Source organism: Pseudomonas sp. CFBP 13719, assembly GCF_014842095.1.
GTDB lineage: Bacteria > Pseudomonadota > Gammaproteobacteria > Pseudomonadales > Pseudomonadaceae > Aquipseudomonas.
In genome coordinates, this window is sequence record NZ_JACYVB010000003.1 from 440,503 (window position 1) to 455,755 (window position 15,253).

Annotated in this window: 13 protein-coding genes; 3 read left to right on the forward strand and 10 right to left on the reverse strand. The window is 62.9% G+C overall.

Features of this window, described 5'->3' with window-relative positions:
• Positions 1–107: 107 nt before the first annotated feature.
• Positions 108–1,004: a carbohydrate kinase family protein gene (locus IFT57_RS12355; RefSeq protein ID WP_192151856.1), complete on the forward strand. Its 897-nt coding sequence runs from the start codon at positions 108–110 to the stop codon at positions 1,002–1,004.
• A gap of 262 nt (positions 1,005–1,266) precedes the next feature.
• Here the strand turns inward: IFT57_RS12355 and IFT57_RS12360 are convergent, their stop codons facing one another.
• From IFT57_RS12360 to IFT57_RS12375, 4 genes are all read right to left on the reverse strand, one after another.
• Positions 1,267–1,992, reverse strand: a complete 726-nt coding sequence (locus IFT57_RS12360) for a haloacid dehalogenase type II (protein WP_342030349.1) — start codon at positions 1,990–1,992, stop codon at positions 1,267–1,269.
• A 122-nt stretch (positions 1,993–2,114) separates the two neighbouring features.
• Entirely contained in the window at positions 2,115–3,476 is a 1,362-nt protein-coding gene (locus tag IFT57_RS12365) for a CitMHS family transporter (protein WP_122797520.1), read from the reverse strand.
• 84 nt (positions 3,477–3,560) lie between these two features.
• Positions 3,561–4,265, reverse strand: coding sequence for an RraA family protein (locus IFT57_RS12370; protein WP_192151576.1), 705 nt, complete (start codon positions 4,263–4,265; stop codon positions 3,561–3,563).
• Positions 4,266–4,275: 10 nt separating this feature from the next.
• Positions 4,276–5,157, reverse strand: a complete 882-nt coding sequence (locus IFT57_RS12375) for a DUF1932 domain-containing protein (protein WP_192151577.1) — start codon at positions 5,155–5,157, stop codon at positions 4,276–4,278.
• A gap of 236 nt (positions 5,158–5,393) precedes the next feature.
• On the opposite strand from IFT57_RS12375, the gene IFT57_RS12380 reads away from it, so the two are divergent.
• A complete protein-coding gene (locus IFT57_RS12380) occupies positions 5,394–7,337 on the forward strand; it encodes a sigma 54-interacting transcriptional regulator (protein WP_192151578.1) in 1,944 nt (647 codons plus the stop codon).
• A gap of 25 nt (positions 7,338–7,362) precedes the next feature.
• Here IFT57_RS12380 and IFT57_RS12385 read toward each other — a convergent pair whose 3' ends face one another.
• The 6 genes from IFT57_RS12385 to pstS form a co-directional block, all read right to left on the reverse strand.
• A complete protein-coding gene (locus tag IFT57_RS12385; RefSeq protein WP_244650958.1) occupies positions 7,363–7,917 on the reverse strand; it encodes a hypothetical protein in 555 nt (184 codons plus the stop codon).
• Between the two features lie 92 nt (positions 7,918–8,009).
• Positions 8,010–8,711 (reverse strand): hypothetical protein, encoded by a 702-nt coding sequence (locus IFT57_RS12390; RefSeq protein ID WP_122715427.1) that lies wholly within the window; start codon positions 8,709–8,711, stop codon positions 8,010–8,012.
• Positions 8,712–8,755: 44 nt separating this feature from the next.
• Entirely contained in the window at positions 8,756–9,517 is a 762-nt protein-coding gene (gene pstB, locus IFT57_RS12395) for a phosphate ABC transporter ATP-binding protein PstB (protein ID WP_010210300.1), read from the reverse strand.
• 76 nt (positions 9,518–9,593) lie between these two features.
• Positions 9,594–10,487, reverse strand: coding sequence for a phosphate ABC transporter permease PstA (gene pstA, locus IFT57_RS12400; protein ID WP_122797515.1), 894 nt, complete (start codon positions 10,485–10,487; stop codon positions 9,594–9,596).
• A complete protein-coding gene (gene pstC, locus IFT57_RS12405; protein ID WP_122715428.1) occupies positions 10,487–11,452 on the reverse strand; it encodes a phosphate ABC transporter permease subunit PstC in 966 nt (321 codons plus the stop codon). The genes pstA and pstC overlap by 1 nt, the downstream gene beginning before the upstream one ends.
• A gap of 76 nt (positions 11,453–11,528) precedes the next feature.
• Positions 11,529–12,560 carry a phosphate ABC transporter substrate-binding protein PstS gene (gene pstS, locus IFT57_RS12410; protein ID WP_122477972.1) on the reverse strand — a complete coding sequence of 344 codons (1,032 nt, stop codon included), beginning with the start codon at positions 12,558–12,560 and terminating at the stop codon, positions 11,529–11,531.
• Positions 12,561–12,797: 237 nt separating this feature from the next.
• Here pstS and IFT57_RS12415 point away from each other — a divergent pair, with 237 nt between their 5' ends.
• Positions 12,798–15,206 (forward strand): DUF3772 domain-containing protein, encoded by a 2,409-nt coding sequence (locus IFT57_RS12415; protein WP_122797514.1) that lies wholly within the window; start codon positions 12,798–12,800, stop codon positions 15,204–15,206.
• Positions 15,207–15,253: the final 47 nt, after the last annotated feature.

Sequence of the window (15,253 nt, forward strand, 5' to 3'; positions counted from 1 at the left end):
CAAACCATGAGTGCGCGATACACACCTATAGCGCGCCGGGGTTTTCGAACCCGTGGAATCGACAGGTCATTCCGGCCAACAAGCCCCTCAGAGGAGAACGCATGAACATGCAGTTGCCCACGGTTGTCGTGTTCGGTGAAGCACTCACTGATCTGGTCCAGACCACGCCTGGTCGCTGGCAAGGCTATCCGGGCGGCGCGCCGTGGAACGTGGCGCGGGCCATGAGCCGCCTCGGGGTGCCGACGGCGTTCGCGGGGTCGATCAGTACCGACTCACTGGGCAATGAGCTGTACCGACAGTCCGAAGCTGCCGGGCTGGACCTGCGCTACCTGCAGCGCGTCGACGCCGATCCACTGGTGGCGATCGTGCCTTCCAGCCACCCTCCCCGTTATTTTTTCGCTGGTGAGGCGGATTTGCATTTCGATGTGCAGCTGCTGCCCTCGGGGTGGCTGGCGGCTGCGCGATTGTGTCATTTCAGCTGCATCAGTCTGGCCCGGCAGCCGTTGGGTGACAGGCTGGTCGAGGTGGCGCGGGAGGCGAAGCGGCATGGCAAACTGATCAGCTATGACCCCAACTGGCGCAACCTGATGGATGATCGATACCGCGAGGTGACGTTCCCCGCCATGGTCGCACTGGCGGACATCATCAAGCTGTCAGATGAGGATCTGCGGCAGATCTATCCTGGCTTGAGCGAAGAGCAGGCCTTGCAGCAGTTGCGCGAGATGAATGAAGGGGCACAGGTTCTGTTTACCCGCGGTGCCGAGGGCATGGTGCTGTTTACGCTCGACGGCAAGGTCGAACAGGCGGCAATCGCCGTCGAAGTAGCCGACACCGTTGGCGCCGGCGACGCGAGCATGGCCGGCTGGCTGGCGTCGAGCCTGCTGGGTATCGAAGCCCCCCAAGCCCGGCTGGCGTTTTCTGCAGCCTGCGCATCGGTGTCCTGCGCGAATGCCGGGGCCTATGCGCCAAGCCGCGAAGAAGTTGAGCAGATGCTGTCGCGTTGAAGCGGTGTGTCAGGTAGACCGTGGTGCGCCCTTCGCGGCCACGGACCGCTCCCACAGAAGGTCGGCGCTGCGCCATTCGCGGCCACGGACCGCTCCTACAAGAGGGATGCCCACGGGGGCATGCGCGGTGTGCATGTGGGAGTGGTCTGTGGCCGCGAAAAGGACGGCGCGGTGCATCAGGCTGAAGGCGCTAATGGTGGTGAGGACAATGTGGTCAAGGTGATCGATCATCCAGGGCCCCTGGCGTTTACGGTATCCGCACTCAGCAACCGAGCGCGTCAGCAGCTTCAGTCAAGGAGCTGACGACGATATCCCAATCCCGAGCCGGGGCGAGGTCTTTGGTCTGTCCACTACCGTACTCGGTGGGCCGGCAGACGAACACCGTACGCATGCCATTTTCCCGTGCAGCAAGCAAATCATCGTTGTGCGCAGCGACCATGGCCGTCTCCTGCGGCAGGCGCCCCACGGCGGCGATGGTTCGCTGGTAGGTCGCTGCCTGCGGTTTGTACGAGCGGCTCAGTTCCGCACCGCCGATCACGTCCCATGGCAACCCGGCGTAGCGAGCCAGGTTGAGCATGCCCGCGATGTGACCATTGGATAGCGCGCCGATGGCAAAGCGGCGCTTGAGTCGGCTGAGCCCTTCTACCGAATCGGGCCAGGGATCGAGTCGCTCCCAAGCCCTGGTCAGTTCGTCGAGTTCCTGCGCGGGTATCCGGTCCGGGTCGGCACCGTAAGCAGCCAGCACGGTGACGAGGTTTTCGAGATTGAGCACATCGAGCGTTACGTATTCACGTTGACCCGACCTGATGGTTTCCATCGAAGGCTGATAGCACCCGCGCCAGTCGCTGGCGAACTGCAATGGATCGACCTGCACTGCATACCTGGCCAGAAACGGCTCGGCGATGCGCGCAACGCTGGTACGCCAATCGACAACCGTGCCGAACACGTCGAACCCCAGGAAACTCACTCGCTCCAATGCCCGACTCACGGCTTTTCTCCTGCGCGAGCGCAGAGGGCATCCCTGCACTTGATGTCTACGAATAGACCATCGCCCACCACAGCCGTTTGATCGACGTTCACCGTCGGCGCGGTGAACGTCCATGGGCAGCCTCAACCGATTGGCAACTGTCCGGTGACGATGGCCGTGACCAGGAAGATCCCGAACATCGGCAACGACCACTTGAAGAACTCCTTCTGGTATTCGCCAAAGGTCATTTCGGTGCGGTTCATCAGCAGGAACAGCCAGGCAACCGTAGGGCTGGCGTAACGCAGCGCCTGGCCCATGAACGAGGCGACGCCGATTTCAGTGGGCGTGATGCCGAAGCTGTAGGCAATGGGCGCGACCACCGGCAGGATACCGAAGTAATAGGCGTCCACCGGCAACGCATAGCAGGCCAGCGCGCCGAGGAACGCAAAGATCAGCGCCGTATGGCTGCCCATCGACTCGGGAATCAGGCTGGCCATGTGCTCGGCCACCGCACCCGCCATGCCACTGCCATTGAAGATCCCAAGAAAGCACCCTGCCGCCAGAATGATCGAGGCCACCGCCACCGCATCGCCGCCATTGGCAGTGATCCGCTCACGCTGTTCCACCGCGGTGTAGTTGACGGTCAGCGCCAGCGCCGTGCCCAGCATGAACACCACCGCGCCACTGGCCCAGCCGGCGATCAGGATCACCAGCATGCCCACTGTCAGCGCCAGGTTGAAGAGAAACAGCTTGGGCCGCTTGAGCTCTTTGTCGTGGTCTTCGATGACCGTGACCATGTCGGCAATCTGTTGCGGGGTAACGATGACCTTCTCGCCGGCGACGAAGCCCAGGCGCTTGCGCTCCTTGATGCCCATCAGGTACGCCATGCCGAAGACATAGATGAACGACACCCCGAGAATCGGCAGGATCGCCACGAACAGCGTGTTCACCTCAAGGTTGAGCACTGCGGCAGCACGCGCCAGCGGCCCACCCCACGGCAGGCAATTGCCCAGCCCGCAAGGCAGGATGATCAGCATGGCCAGGTTGGACAGTTTCATGCCCATCTGTTTGTACAACGGCAGAAAGGCGGTGGTAATGATCAGGATGGTGGTGGTGCCGTCGCCATCCAGGGTCACCACCGAGGAGGTGAACGCGGTTACCAGAATGATCTTAAGCGGGTCGCCGTTGGCCTTGCGGATCAGGTAGGTACACAACGGATCGAACAGCCCCACGTTCATCATCAGGCTGAAGTACAGCACCGCGAACAGAATCATCACTGTAGGGTTCACGGTCCCCAGGGAGATCTTGCCGTCCGCTCCCTGGGAATAGAAGAGGCCTTCCTTGATCCACTTGATGATCATGTCCAGCGGCACGCCGCTGAGCAGGCAGACCAGCACGCCGACCGCCAGCGAAACCACGATCAGGCCGGTAAAGGGCGAAAGTTTTTGCTTGATCACCAACAGCAGGAACGAGGTGATCAACGTATAGCCCAGAATGGTCAGCATCCGAACGTCTCCACATATTATTTTTATCGAGAGAGGCAGCGTCTGTTGCGCAGGCTCGGTCTTGGCCACCGAGCCTGCGCGGCCCTACTGGCCCTGCAGCAACCGGGTGACCCAGTCGGGGGCCAGCTCCGGCAGTGGCTCGCCGTTGTCGCGGCAGCGGACGTACTGGTCGATCACCTCGCGACGCTGCTCTTCATAGATGCTTTTCTTTTCCGACGCTTCCAGCACTTCCAGCAGCCGCGCGCGCGGTACCACGGTGACACCGTCGTAGTCACCGAACACCAGGTCACCTGCGGCCACCTCCACACCGGCGCAGGTAACGATGGTGTTGATCTTGCCTGGCCCCTGCTTGCCGGGGCTGCGCTGCATGAAGCCCTTGGCGTACACGGGAATGTCGAGCTCGGCAAGCGGCAGCTTGTCACGCACGCAACCATCGATGACCAGGCCGGCGAGGCCAACGGCCTGCGCCGCCCCCGCCATCAGGTCACCGATGTACGCGCGCCCGGGATAGCCCTTGCCGGCGACCACCAGGACATAGCCCGGCTGCCCCTGGTACACCGCCACGTGAATCGGAAAGTTGTCGCCATCTTCGGTGTCGACGGTGTAGGCGGTGCCAAGCATGATCTTGCGATCGTCCAGCGGCATCAGATCGGCGTCCATGGCACCGTTGCGGGCAATGCCGAGCTTGGCCATGCCGTCGCACAGCTGTGCGGGACTGAGCTTGCGAAATCGGTCGAGCAGGTCTTGGGGAATCAGCTCGGGCAGGGGCAGGTAGTGTTCGGTATTCATGGCGTCTTCCTCAGGAATGTTTGACCAACTGGCGGATGGCGTCGCGGTAATCGAGATCGCTGCCATCGGCGCCCAGCAGGGTTTGCCAGTCGGTGGCGGCGAGCTTTTCCAGCTGCTGGTGGCTGGCCCTGGACATGGTGGCGTCGACCCCGGCGTCTTCGAGGGTGGTGACCACGTCGTCCATTTCGGCGCTGCGCCGTTTGGCGTGGATCAGCGTGCGCGCAGTGAAGGTGTTGGCCAGTTGCTCGACGGTCTTGCCGTTGAGCGATTCGCCGAGGGAATCGACCAGAGTGTCGAGCACACCGAACTTCTCCCCTGCCTGGAAGGCTTCGAGCAGCAGTTGCGGCAGGCCTTTCATCACCACGCTTTTCAGCATCTTGATCGCCGAAGCGGCGCCGGCCTCGGCGTCGAGCACGGTCAGTTGCATGCCATAGGGGTTGAACGCGTCGGCGAACGCACGCGCACCGTCGCCGGCCAGCAGCATGGGTACACGGTGGTTGTTGCCAGGCACCGTGCCCATCACCGCAGCGTCGCAGAAGGCCACTCCGGGCGCTCTGGGCAGCGCAGCGATGGCTTGCTTGACGGTGGGCGCGGCCGAGTTCATGTCAACATAGGTCTGCCCGGCCACCAGCAGCGGCAGCACGCGCTCGGCCACGGCCAGTGCGCTGCTGGCACTGGTCAGGCAGGCCACGAAACGGGCGCCCTGGCAGGCGCTTTCCAGCGAATCGAAGAGTGTGACGCGAGTGTGCTCGGCGCGCTGGCGGATCGTCGCGCCGCGCTGGGGGTCATCTGCCTGGGCATCGAAAGCGCCGATCCGCAGATCGCCCTGGGTGCGCAGGCCGGTGGCAAGGTGGTAGGCGGCCTCGCCAAACCCGATGAAGAGCAGTTCCATCAGCGTGTTCCTTGTTTGTATTGTTATTGATGGGGCTGGAGCAAGGCCTGTGCCAATCTTCAAAAACGACCTTTTTACACTCTGCAATCAATGACTTGCAGCAAATACAAAGAGGGCTGCACATACCGCGCACATAGCAACTTCATTGCATTTCATTGCAAAACCTTTCACCAGCCACTAGCGTGCAATGAACGCCCCACTCCTCCAACAACCGCCCATCCACCAGGAGCGATTCCATGCTCGGCAAACTGGCTGTCATTTCTCCTTCCACAACACTCACCGCGGTGATGAATCAGGTACTGGAGAAACGTGGACTGGACGTGGCCGTGGTGGAAGCCGCGCAACATCAGGCGGTACTGATGGCGCAACGGGCGATCGACGAAGGTGCCAGCGTCTTGATCAGCCGTGGCAAGACCGCCAGCGTGCTGCGCGAGCACTTTCAGATACCGATCGTGGAGGTGCGCCACACGTTCTTCGACTGCATCAATGCCTACCACAAAGCCTTGGTGGTGTCGGACCGCATCGCCTTCCTGGCCACCTCCGACGGCTATGCCGCGATCCTTGCGAAGGCAAGGCCGTTCATGCCGGCGGTGACCATCTGCCCGATCGACCCGTTCGGCAGCGCGCAAAGCACCGACGCGCAACTCGACCGCTTGCAGGCGCAGGGCATCGAGGTGGCTATCGGTGGCCTGTCCCTGGAGCAGGCGGTCACAGGCCGCGGCCTGCACTACATCATGTCCGACGCCGATGCCGACGCCGCCTTCGATGCCATCGACGAAGCCCTGCACCTGTTGCGCATCGAGCAGGAGCGACTGCACAAGCGTCTGGAGCTGCAGGGCCGCTACGAGATGATCCGGTCCATTCTCGACTGTGTCTCCGAAGGCATCTTCAGCATCGACAGCCACGGCGTGATCACCAACATGAACAGCGTCGCCACCCACTACCTGGGCAGCGTGCGCTGTGGCGACAATGTGGCCGGCCTGCTGGCGCAGGACTACTTCGGCCGCGTGCTGGACAAGGGCGAGGCGGTGCGCGGTGCCTTGATCAACCTGGGGCGCCTGTCACTGACCCTGAGCATCGCGCCGATCACCCTCGGCGACCAGGTGATCGGCGCCGTCGCGACCCTGCAGAAGCAGACCGAAATCAAGGCCATCGAGCAGAAGATGCGCCGTCAGCTGGCGCGCCAGCACGTGGCCGAGAATACCTTCGCATCGATCATCGGCAGCAGCCCGGCACTGGCCAAGGCCAAGCGCCTGGCGCAGACCTTCGCTGCGGTGGACAGTACGGTGATGATCGAAGGCGAAACCGGTACCGGCAAGGAGTTGTTCGCCCAGAGTATCCACAACGCCTCGAAGCGGCGCCATGGCCCGTTCGTGGCGATCAACTGCGCCGCCTTCGCCCCCGGCGTGCTGGAGAGCGAACTGTTCGGCTACGTGAAGGGGGCGTTCACCGGTGCCTTGACCGAGGGCAAGGCCGGCGTGTTCGAGCTGGCCCACACCGGGACGATCTTTCTCGACGAGATCAGCGAAACTTCGGCGGAAATCCAGCTCAAGCTGTTGCGCACGCTGCAGGAGCGCAAGGTGGTGCGTATCGGCGACGACAAGGTCACGCCAGTGGACATTCGCATCATCACGGCCAGTAACAAACGCTTGCCGCAGTTGGTGGCGCAGGGGCTGTTCCGCGAGGATTTCTTCTACCGCATCTGCGTACTGAAGCTGCAACTGCCTGCCCTGCGCGAACGGCGCCAGGACATTCCCGAACTGGTCAGCCATTTGCTGGCCAGCTTCGGCATGCCAACCGCCGCCCCTGGCGCAGCCCTGCTGGCGCGGCTGAGCAACCATGAATGGCCAGGCAACATTCGCCAGCTGGGCAATATCGTCGAGCGCCTGGCCGTCATGGGCCAGGGCCGCGAGATGAGCGGAGCGTGGCTGGAAGAAGCGCTGGAAGACCTGCCCTCGCCCGCCCAGCCCCTACCTCAAGCGCCGCCAGCGCTGAACCGCAGCGAGCGGCAGGTCCTGCTCGATGCGTTGCACAGCGTGCGGGGCAACCGCGAACAGGCCGCCCGCTTGTTGCAGATCAGTACCACGACACTGTGGCGGCGCATGAAGAAGTACCAGGACGTGGACCCGGATGCATTCGCGGGGACCCGTGTGTGCGGGTCGCAGCAGGCATCTACCTGACGCCAGGATCCGGCGCCGGAAAAGCTCAGGAGTAGGCTTGGGAAACCTGCCCCACCGGCTGTTTGTGGCGCAGCGTCTGCTGTCGCGCCAGCTGCGCCTGGACCGCGGCGACCGCCTCCAGCACGCGGTGCGTCCAGCTCTGGTCATCCGGGCGCACCACGACCACGCGAAAACCATGTTCGTGGCCTTCGCTCTGCACGCCCTCGGAGTCATCGACGTGCAGGTCGATGTCGAAGGCCGGCGGAAACTTCGACGGCGAGAGGCTCATGCCATGGCTGGCCAGGGCGCGGCTATGGACTTCGCTGTTGACCACACCGTCCACGCGGATACCGTGCAGCAGCAGCCAGCGCTTGATATAGGCCGGTGTGCGCCCCGACGAGGTGTACACCCAGATACTGCAACCCTGACGACGCAGTTCCCGCGTCAGCGAGCGGGTACCTATCCGCAGCGGTTCGCCCAGCCAGCGGTGCACGAAGCCCGGCAGCCAGCTCTGTTCGGCTTCGCTGTGATGGGGCAGGCAGGCCAGGGTGTCGTCGATGTCGAATGAGATACGCACGCGCGGACGGTTGAACGGATTCATCGGAGTAAGACCTGTGATCGCTTGCCACATCGTTTTGGGCCACGGTTGAATTGAAGCGCTGTGCTCGCATCGGTCAGCGCGCTGTGTCTGGTTCATCGACCCCTGCCCTCGTGCAACGCCAGCTGCTTGTGGCTGAGGAAGAATTTCTTCGGGTCCGGTGCCTGCTCTTCGAGGAAGGCGGCGTATTTCTTCTTGATCTTGGGCAATTCGTAGAGCGCCTTGACGCCATGCTTGGCGGAGTTGCGGATCACCGACGAAGGGTTGAAATAACCCTGCGCATTATCCAACGACAGCACGAAAGGCGGTAGCCCGGCGCGGATCAGCAGATAGCTGACGATCAGCGAACCGGTGCGGTTGTTGCCTTCGATGAACAGCTGCGGTTTGCTGAGGATGCGTACATAGACGCCGGCGGCGCGCTTCCACACCGACTCGCTGCGGTACGTGCAGTACCAGTTGTACAGATCCTTGATGCCACCTTCGGTGTTGTTGAAGAAATGCTCTTCGGTGGCGGCCAGATGCTGGGCAAACTCCACACGCCGCGCCGGATCACGCCCGCACAGGACGGTGGCATTGATTTCCAGCATCAGGTTCACCTGTTGCAGGTCGAACAGGTCCACCCCTGCTGCCACGTATTCGTCGACCAGGGCATAGCCGGCCAGGACGTTTTCCACGACCTCGTCCGTCAAGGGATCACGCTGCTCGGTGAAGTGCTCGCTGAGCTCGGCAAAGCGGCCCTGCACTTCGCGCAGGGCTCCTTCGATGGCGGGCAGATCAAGACGACGCGTTGCAGACATGAATATTCCTGGACTCGATGGGTGAAACGGCATCCTGCCGCTGGCTAGCTGAACTTGCCGCTGATGTAGTCGCCAGTCATCTGTTCGCGCGGGTTCTCGAAGATCTGCGCGGTCGGGCCCATCTCCACCAGGTAACCGGTACGGGTCCCCTGGGAAATGTCCACCGAAAAGAACGCGGTGGTGTCGGCGACGCGTATGGCCTGCTGCATGTTATGGGTGACCAGCGCGATGGTGTAGTCCTTCTTGAGCTCCACCATCAGCTCTTCGACGCGGCGCGTGGCGATCGGATCGAGGGCCGAGCAGGGTTCGTCGAGCAGCAGCACTTCAGGCTCCGTGGCAATCGCGCGGGCAATGCACAGGCGTTGCTGCTGGCCGCCGGACAGCGACAGGCCGCTGACCTTCAGCTTGTCCTTGACCTCGTCCCACAGCGCCGCACCCTGCAGGGCATGCTTGACCCGGTCGCCAAGGTCCCCCTTGTAGCGGTTCAGACGCAGGCCGAAAGCAACGTTGTCGAAGATGCTCATGGAAAACGGGTTGGGCTGCTGGAAGACCATGCCGATGTAACGGCGCACCACCACCGGATCCACGCCCTTGCCATACACGTCCTGGCCGAGGAAATGCACGTGGCCTTCGAAACGGAAGCCCTTCACTAGGTCGTTCATGCGGTTCAGGCTGCGCAGCACGGTGCTCTTGCCGCAACCCGAGGGGCCGATGAAGCCGGTGATCTTGTTCTTCTCGATCGGTACGTGGCTGTCGCGCACGGCCATGAAGTTGCCGTAGAAGATCTTGTCGAGCTTGCAGTCCATGACCACAGGTGCCTGGGTCGCGAACGGGACGGCTTTTTGCACGGATAGTACACTCACAATATAGGTGCTCCCATTCTCAGAACTTGGGCTTGCCGAAAACACGACTGACAATGTTCACAAACAGCACGATCATCACCAACACGAGGGAGGCCGCCCAGGCGAGCTCCAACTGGTTGTCGAAGGGCATGCCGGAAAAGTTGTAGATCAGCACGGCCAGCGACGCGGTGGGGTTCATGACCGCCAGGCTGCCTTCGTGGTAGATCCAGTAGTTGCTGAACAGCGCGGTGAACAACAGCGGAGCGGTTTCACCCGCAGCCCGCGCCACGGCGAGCATGACCCCGGTGAGAATCGCCGGCATGCCTGTGGGCAGGATAATCTTCCAGATCACCTGCGAGCGCGTGCAACCCATTCCATAGGCCGCGTCCTTCATCACCTTGGGCACCATCTTCATGGACTCTTCGGCGGTCAGCACCACGATCGGCAGCATCAGCACGGCCAGGGCCACCCCGCCCGCCGGTGCGGAATAGGTGCCGGTGGTCATGACCACCAACGCATAGGCGAACACCCCGGCCAGGATCGACGGCAGGCCGGTGAGCATCTTCGCCGCGAAACGCGCGGCGTTGGCCAGCTTGCTGTCCGGCCCCAGTTCGGCGAGGAACACCGCTGCCATGATGCCTACAGGTACCGCGATTGCCGCCGCGATGCCGACCATCACGAAGGTGCCGGCCATGGCATTGCCGAAGCCGCCGCCGGTTTCGAAACCGGTCGGTGGCAGCTCGGTGAACACTTCCAGGCTCAGGCGCGCACCGCCGCGGGTGATCAGCATGTACAGCACCGACAGCAGGGGCACGCTGGCGATCAGCGCGCCGCTCCAGACCAGCGTGGTCAATACCAGGCTGCGCAGGGCGCGGCCTTCGAACTTGCGCTGCAGGCTGGGCAGCGCAGCGGTAGGCGTACTCAGGCTTGTCATTATTTGCTACCCCGTTGCGCGTAGACCATGAGCATCGAGCCGATGAGGTTGACGATCAGGGTGATCAGCATCAATACCAGTGCCGCGTACATCAGCACTTCGATCTCGTTGGGCCCCGCCTCCGGGAAGTTCAGTGCCAGCAGCGCCGCCAGGGTGTTGGCCGGTGCGAACAGCGACAGCGAGATGTTGTTGGCGTTGCCCACCAGCATGGCCAGGGCCATGGTCTCACCCAGGGCTCGCCCGAGGCCGAGCACCAGCGAACCGAAAATGCCGGTTGCAGCCGAGGGCACCATGACCTTCAGGATCGCTTCCCAGTGCGTGGTGCCCATGCCGTAGGCCGCTTGCTTGGTTTTCATCGGCACAGCGGTCAGTGCGTCCTGGGACACGGCGGCGATGGTCGGCAGAATCATGATGGCCAGCACCAGTGCGGCCGGCAGCAGCCCAGGCCCGCTCAGTGATGTGCCGAAAAAGGGAATCCAGCTCAGTTCGGTGTGCAGCCAGGTGGTCAGAGGGCGGATGGCCGGAATCACCACATAGATGCCCCACAGGCCGTAGACGACGCTTGGAATGGCCGCGAGCAGTTCGACGATGGTACGAAACACCGCTGCCAGCTTGGCGGGGAGAAAATCCTGGGTCAGGAAGATCGCCATGCTGATGCCGAAGAACCCGGCGATGATCAGGGCGATCAGGGCGCTGTACAGCGTGCCCCAGATGGCCGGGAGAATGCCGTACTTGCCCTGGTTGACATCCCACACGGTGCCGAACAGCACGTCGAACCCGTGTTTTTCCATGCCGGGCAGTGCCTTGCGCCCTACTTCGAATATCAGGGCAAATACCACGGCCAGAATCAGCACCACACCGACGCGCGCAAGCGCACGGAACGTGCGATCGACCAGGAAATCCTTCGTCGAAGGCGGCTGGCAGGCTGAGTCCGGGTTATCCGGTACAACGAAAGGGCTGTTCATTGATTAATTCCGGGGTGTGGAAGTAGACCTCGCCCGACCTGGCAGCGAAGCCTGGACGGGAGAGGTCTTGCGCATGTCACTGGATGTTGGCGCTGGCTTTGCGAACCTGCTCCACAACCGACGGCGGCAGCGGGATGTAGCCCATCGAATCGGCGATCTTCTGGCCTTCGGTCAGGCTGTACTCGATCATGTCGCGCATGGCCTTGGCCTTGGCAGGATCTTCGTTCTGCTTGCGGAAGATCATCCAGGTGTAGGTGGTGATCGGGTAGGACTTCTCACCCTCTGGATCCGGCAGCCAGGCCACCAGGTTTTCCGGCATCTTCACCGCGGCCAGGGCCTCGGCACCGCTTTCGGCATTCGGCACTACGTACTTGCCGGCCTTGTTCTGCAGTTCGGCGAAGTCGACCTTGGCCAGTTTGGCGAAGCCATACTCGATGTAGCCGATCGCGCCAGGGGTCTGGCGAACGGTGGCGGTCACGCCGTCGTTCTTGGGCGACTTGATGAACTTGTCACTGGCGGGCCAGTTGACGGTGTTGCCCTCGCCCAGAGTCTGCTTGAACGCCGGGTTGATGGTTGCCAGGTGCTTGGTGAACACTGCAGTGGTGCCACTGGAGTCGGCACGCACGACCACGGTGATGGGCATGTCGGTGAGTTTCAGATCCGGGTTGGCGGCGACGATCTGCGGATCGTTCCACTTGGTGATCTTGCCCAGGAAAATGTTGGAGTAGACTTCACGCGGCAGTTTCAGACCCTTGGGGCTGCCCGGCAGGTTGTAGGCCAGGACGATTTCGCCCGCGGTCATCGGCAGCAGTTGCGCGCCTTCGGCCACCTTGGCGATGTCTTCATCTTTCATGGCCGAGTCGCTGGCAGCGAAATCGACGGTCTTGTTCAAAAAGTCCTGTACGCCCGCACCGCTCCCCTTGGACTGGTAGTCGACGGTAACGCCAGCGGTTTTCTTGCTGAAGTCCTTGAACCAGGTGAGGTAGATCGGGGCCGGAAAGCTGGCGCCGGAGCCGGTCAGCCGCACGCTTTCGGCAGCGAAGGCCATGGAGCTGGCGCTGAGCGAAACGGCAACGGCGAGCGCGGCAGACTTCATCAAACTTTTCATCTAAGGAACTCACTGAGATAAAGGGCAACGGAACTGTGCACAGCTTTTGTTACGGTTTGATGAATCCGACGACCGGCAGTGACCCGTTCGCGGACGACGAGTGCGTAAATCTCATCGAGTTGTTGTAACCTCGCGCGGCGCCAGCGCGGGCAATGCCTGTCGTCCTGGCTCAGGCCTCCATCATTTCTACGCCTGGTTGCTCGCCGCAGCTGGCAACCGCTCAAAGAGAATCCGAACATGCGGCATTCCGTGATCAATCGTTGGTGCATGGGCTTGCTGGCCCTGTGCCTGTGGGCCACCCTGCCCGTCCATGCCGAACCCGCCCCGGCACCGCCGGTCAGCACCGCCAGCGCGCCGGTCGAAGTGCTTGCCACGCCCGCGCAGCTCAGCGATCAGCTCGACCAGATTCGCCAGAAGGTGTCGACTGCCGCCAACGACGACCTGCTGGCCAGCCTGCGCCAAGCAGCGTTGCAAGTGCAGCGTCAGGCCGATGCGTTGCTGGCTCGCCAGGGCGTGGACATGGGGCATCTGGATGACCAGCTCAACGTGCTCGGCGCTGCGCAGCCCGACGAGCCGCAGACCTTGACGGCCCAGCGCCGCACCCTGACCAACCAGAAGAAGGCCTTGACCACCGACCAGGCCGACACCACGGCGCTGAGTACCTCGGCCGGTGACCTGGCGATCCAGATTCTCAACCTGCGGCGCAACCTGCTGGACACCCAAATCAGCACCCGGTCCGCCAGCCCGTTGAGTTCCGCGTTCTGGTCCAGCCTGATCCAGCCCACCGACGACGACGTCAGAAAGCTGAGCAGCCTGTGGCAGGACGTCACTCAAGTCTTCGACAGCGCCCTGGCACCCGGCTCGCGCGGCACGTTCATCACGATCGTGCTGGGCGCCTTGCTGGTTTGGGTGGTGGCACGGCGGCTGATCGAGCGGCTGCTGGTGCGGGCCATGATCCGCTGGTTCCCCGAAGGTCGGTTGCGCCGCAGTACCCTGGCCATGGCCACCGGGCTGACCACGGTGCTGACCATCAGCGCGGCGACCTCGCTGCTGCAGTGGGGCATCGTCAGCCATTCGCAGCCCAGCGCCAATGTGTTGAACCTGATCGAACAGGTGCAGACACTGATCCTGTTCTGCGCCTTCATCGTCGGCATGGGCCGCGCCCTGCTGATGCTGCCCAACCCGTCCTGGCGCCTGCCCAACATTCCCGACCCGATTGCCAGCGCCATCGGCAACCTGCCAGCCGTGCTTGCCCTCGCACTGATGTTCACCGGCACCTTCGAACGGATCAACAGCGTGATCGCCAGCAGCCTGGCGCTGTCGGTCGCGGTCAACGGCCTGACCGCGCTGCTGGTGGCGTCGATCTTCGTCTACGGCCTGGTGCGTGTGCGCCAAACGCGTCGCCGCTTCGCCCTCGAGCGCACCGCAGGCTTCGTCGGCCTGATTCCGTTCATCCTGTCGGTGTGGATCGGCATCATCGTGCTCGGGCTGTTGAGCGGTTACCTGACGCTGGCCTATGTACTGACCGTCAAGTTGCTGTGGATCAGCCTGGTCACCTCGACCGCGTACCTGCTGACGGTGTTCTTCGTCGACATCTGCGAAACCCTGCTTTCGCCCAAGCAGTCCGGCGGCCAGGCCCTGGGCGCCATGCTCGGGCTGTCGCCACGGCATCAGGCCCAGGCCAGCACCCTGCTGGCCGGGGTGGGCCGAACCTTGCTGCTGTGCGTTGCGCTGATTCTGGCCTTCATGCCGTCGGGATCGAACCCCAGCGAACTGCTGGCCAGCTTCGCCCGGCTGGACGTGGGCAGCAAATCCCTCGGCGCCTTCAACATCGTGCCGGGCGATATCCTGATTGCGGTGCTGCTGCTGGTCGGCGGGCTGTTCAGTATCCGGGTCCTGAAGAACTGGCTGGGTGACCGCCTGCTGCCGGAAACCAACATGGACGCCGGCATGCGCGCCTCGCTGGTGACCCTGGTCGGCTACATCGGCTTCGTGCTGTTGGGCATCGCGGTGCTGTCGACGCTGCGCATCAGCCTGACCAACCTGACCTGGGTGGTCAGCGCGCTGTCGGTCGGTATCGGCTTTGGCTTGCAGGCGATCGTGCAGAACTTCATCTCCGGGCTGATCCTGCTCACCGAGCGGCCGGTCAAGGTCGGCGACTGGGTCAGCCTGGCTGGCGTGGAGGGGGATATCCGCCGCATCAACGTGCGCGCCACGGAAATCCAGATGGGCGACCGCTCGACGGTGATCGTGCCCAACTCGCAGTTCATTACCCAGAACGTGCGCAACGTGACCATGGGCAACGCGCTGGGCGTGGTGGGCATCACCCTCACCCTGCCACTGGACACCGACGTGCTGAAGATCCGCGAGCTGCTGATGACCGCCTATGCCGAGCATGAAGCGGTCCTGGCCGAGCCGGCCCCTTCGGTCACCTTCAAGGACCTGACCAGCGCCGGCCTGCTGATCAGCGTCAGCGGCTTCGTCAACAGCCCGCGTTCGGTGGGAACGGCTCGCAGCGATCTGCTGTTCACCATCCTCGACCGCCTGCGCACCATGGGCGTAGCGCTGTCGGCGCCACAGAGCATGTTGCTGATCAACGAAAAAGGCGAAGCCAGCCCCGCTCCGGAGAATGGCTCGATCAGTTGATTGTCACCCGGTAGTGGACAGTCAAACGCTGTCCACCCGATTTATCC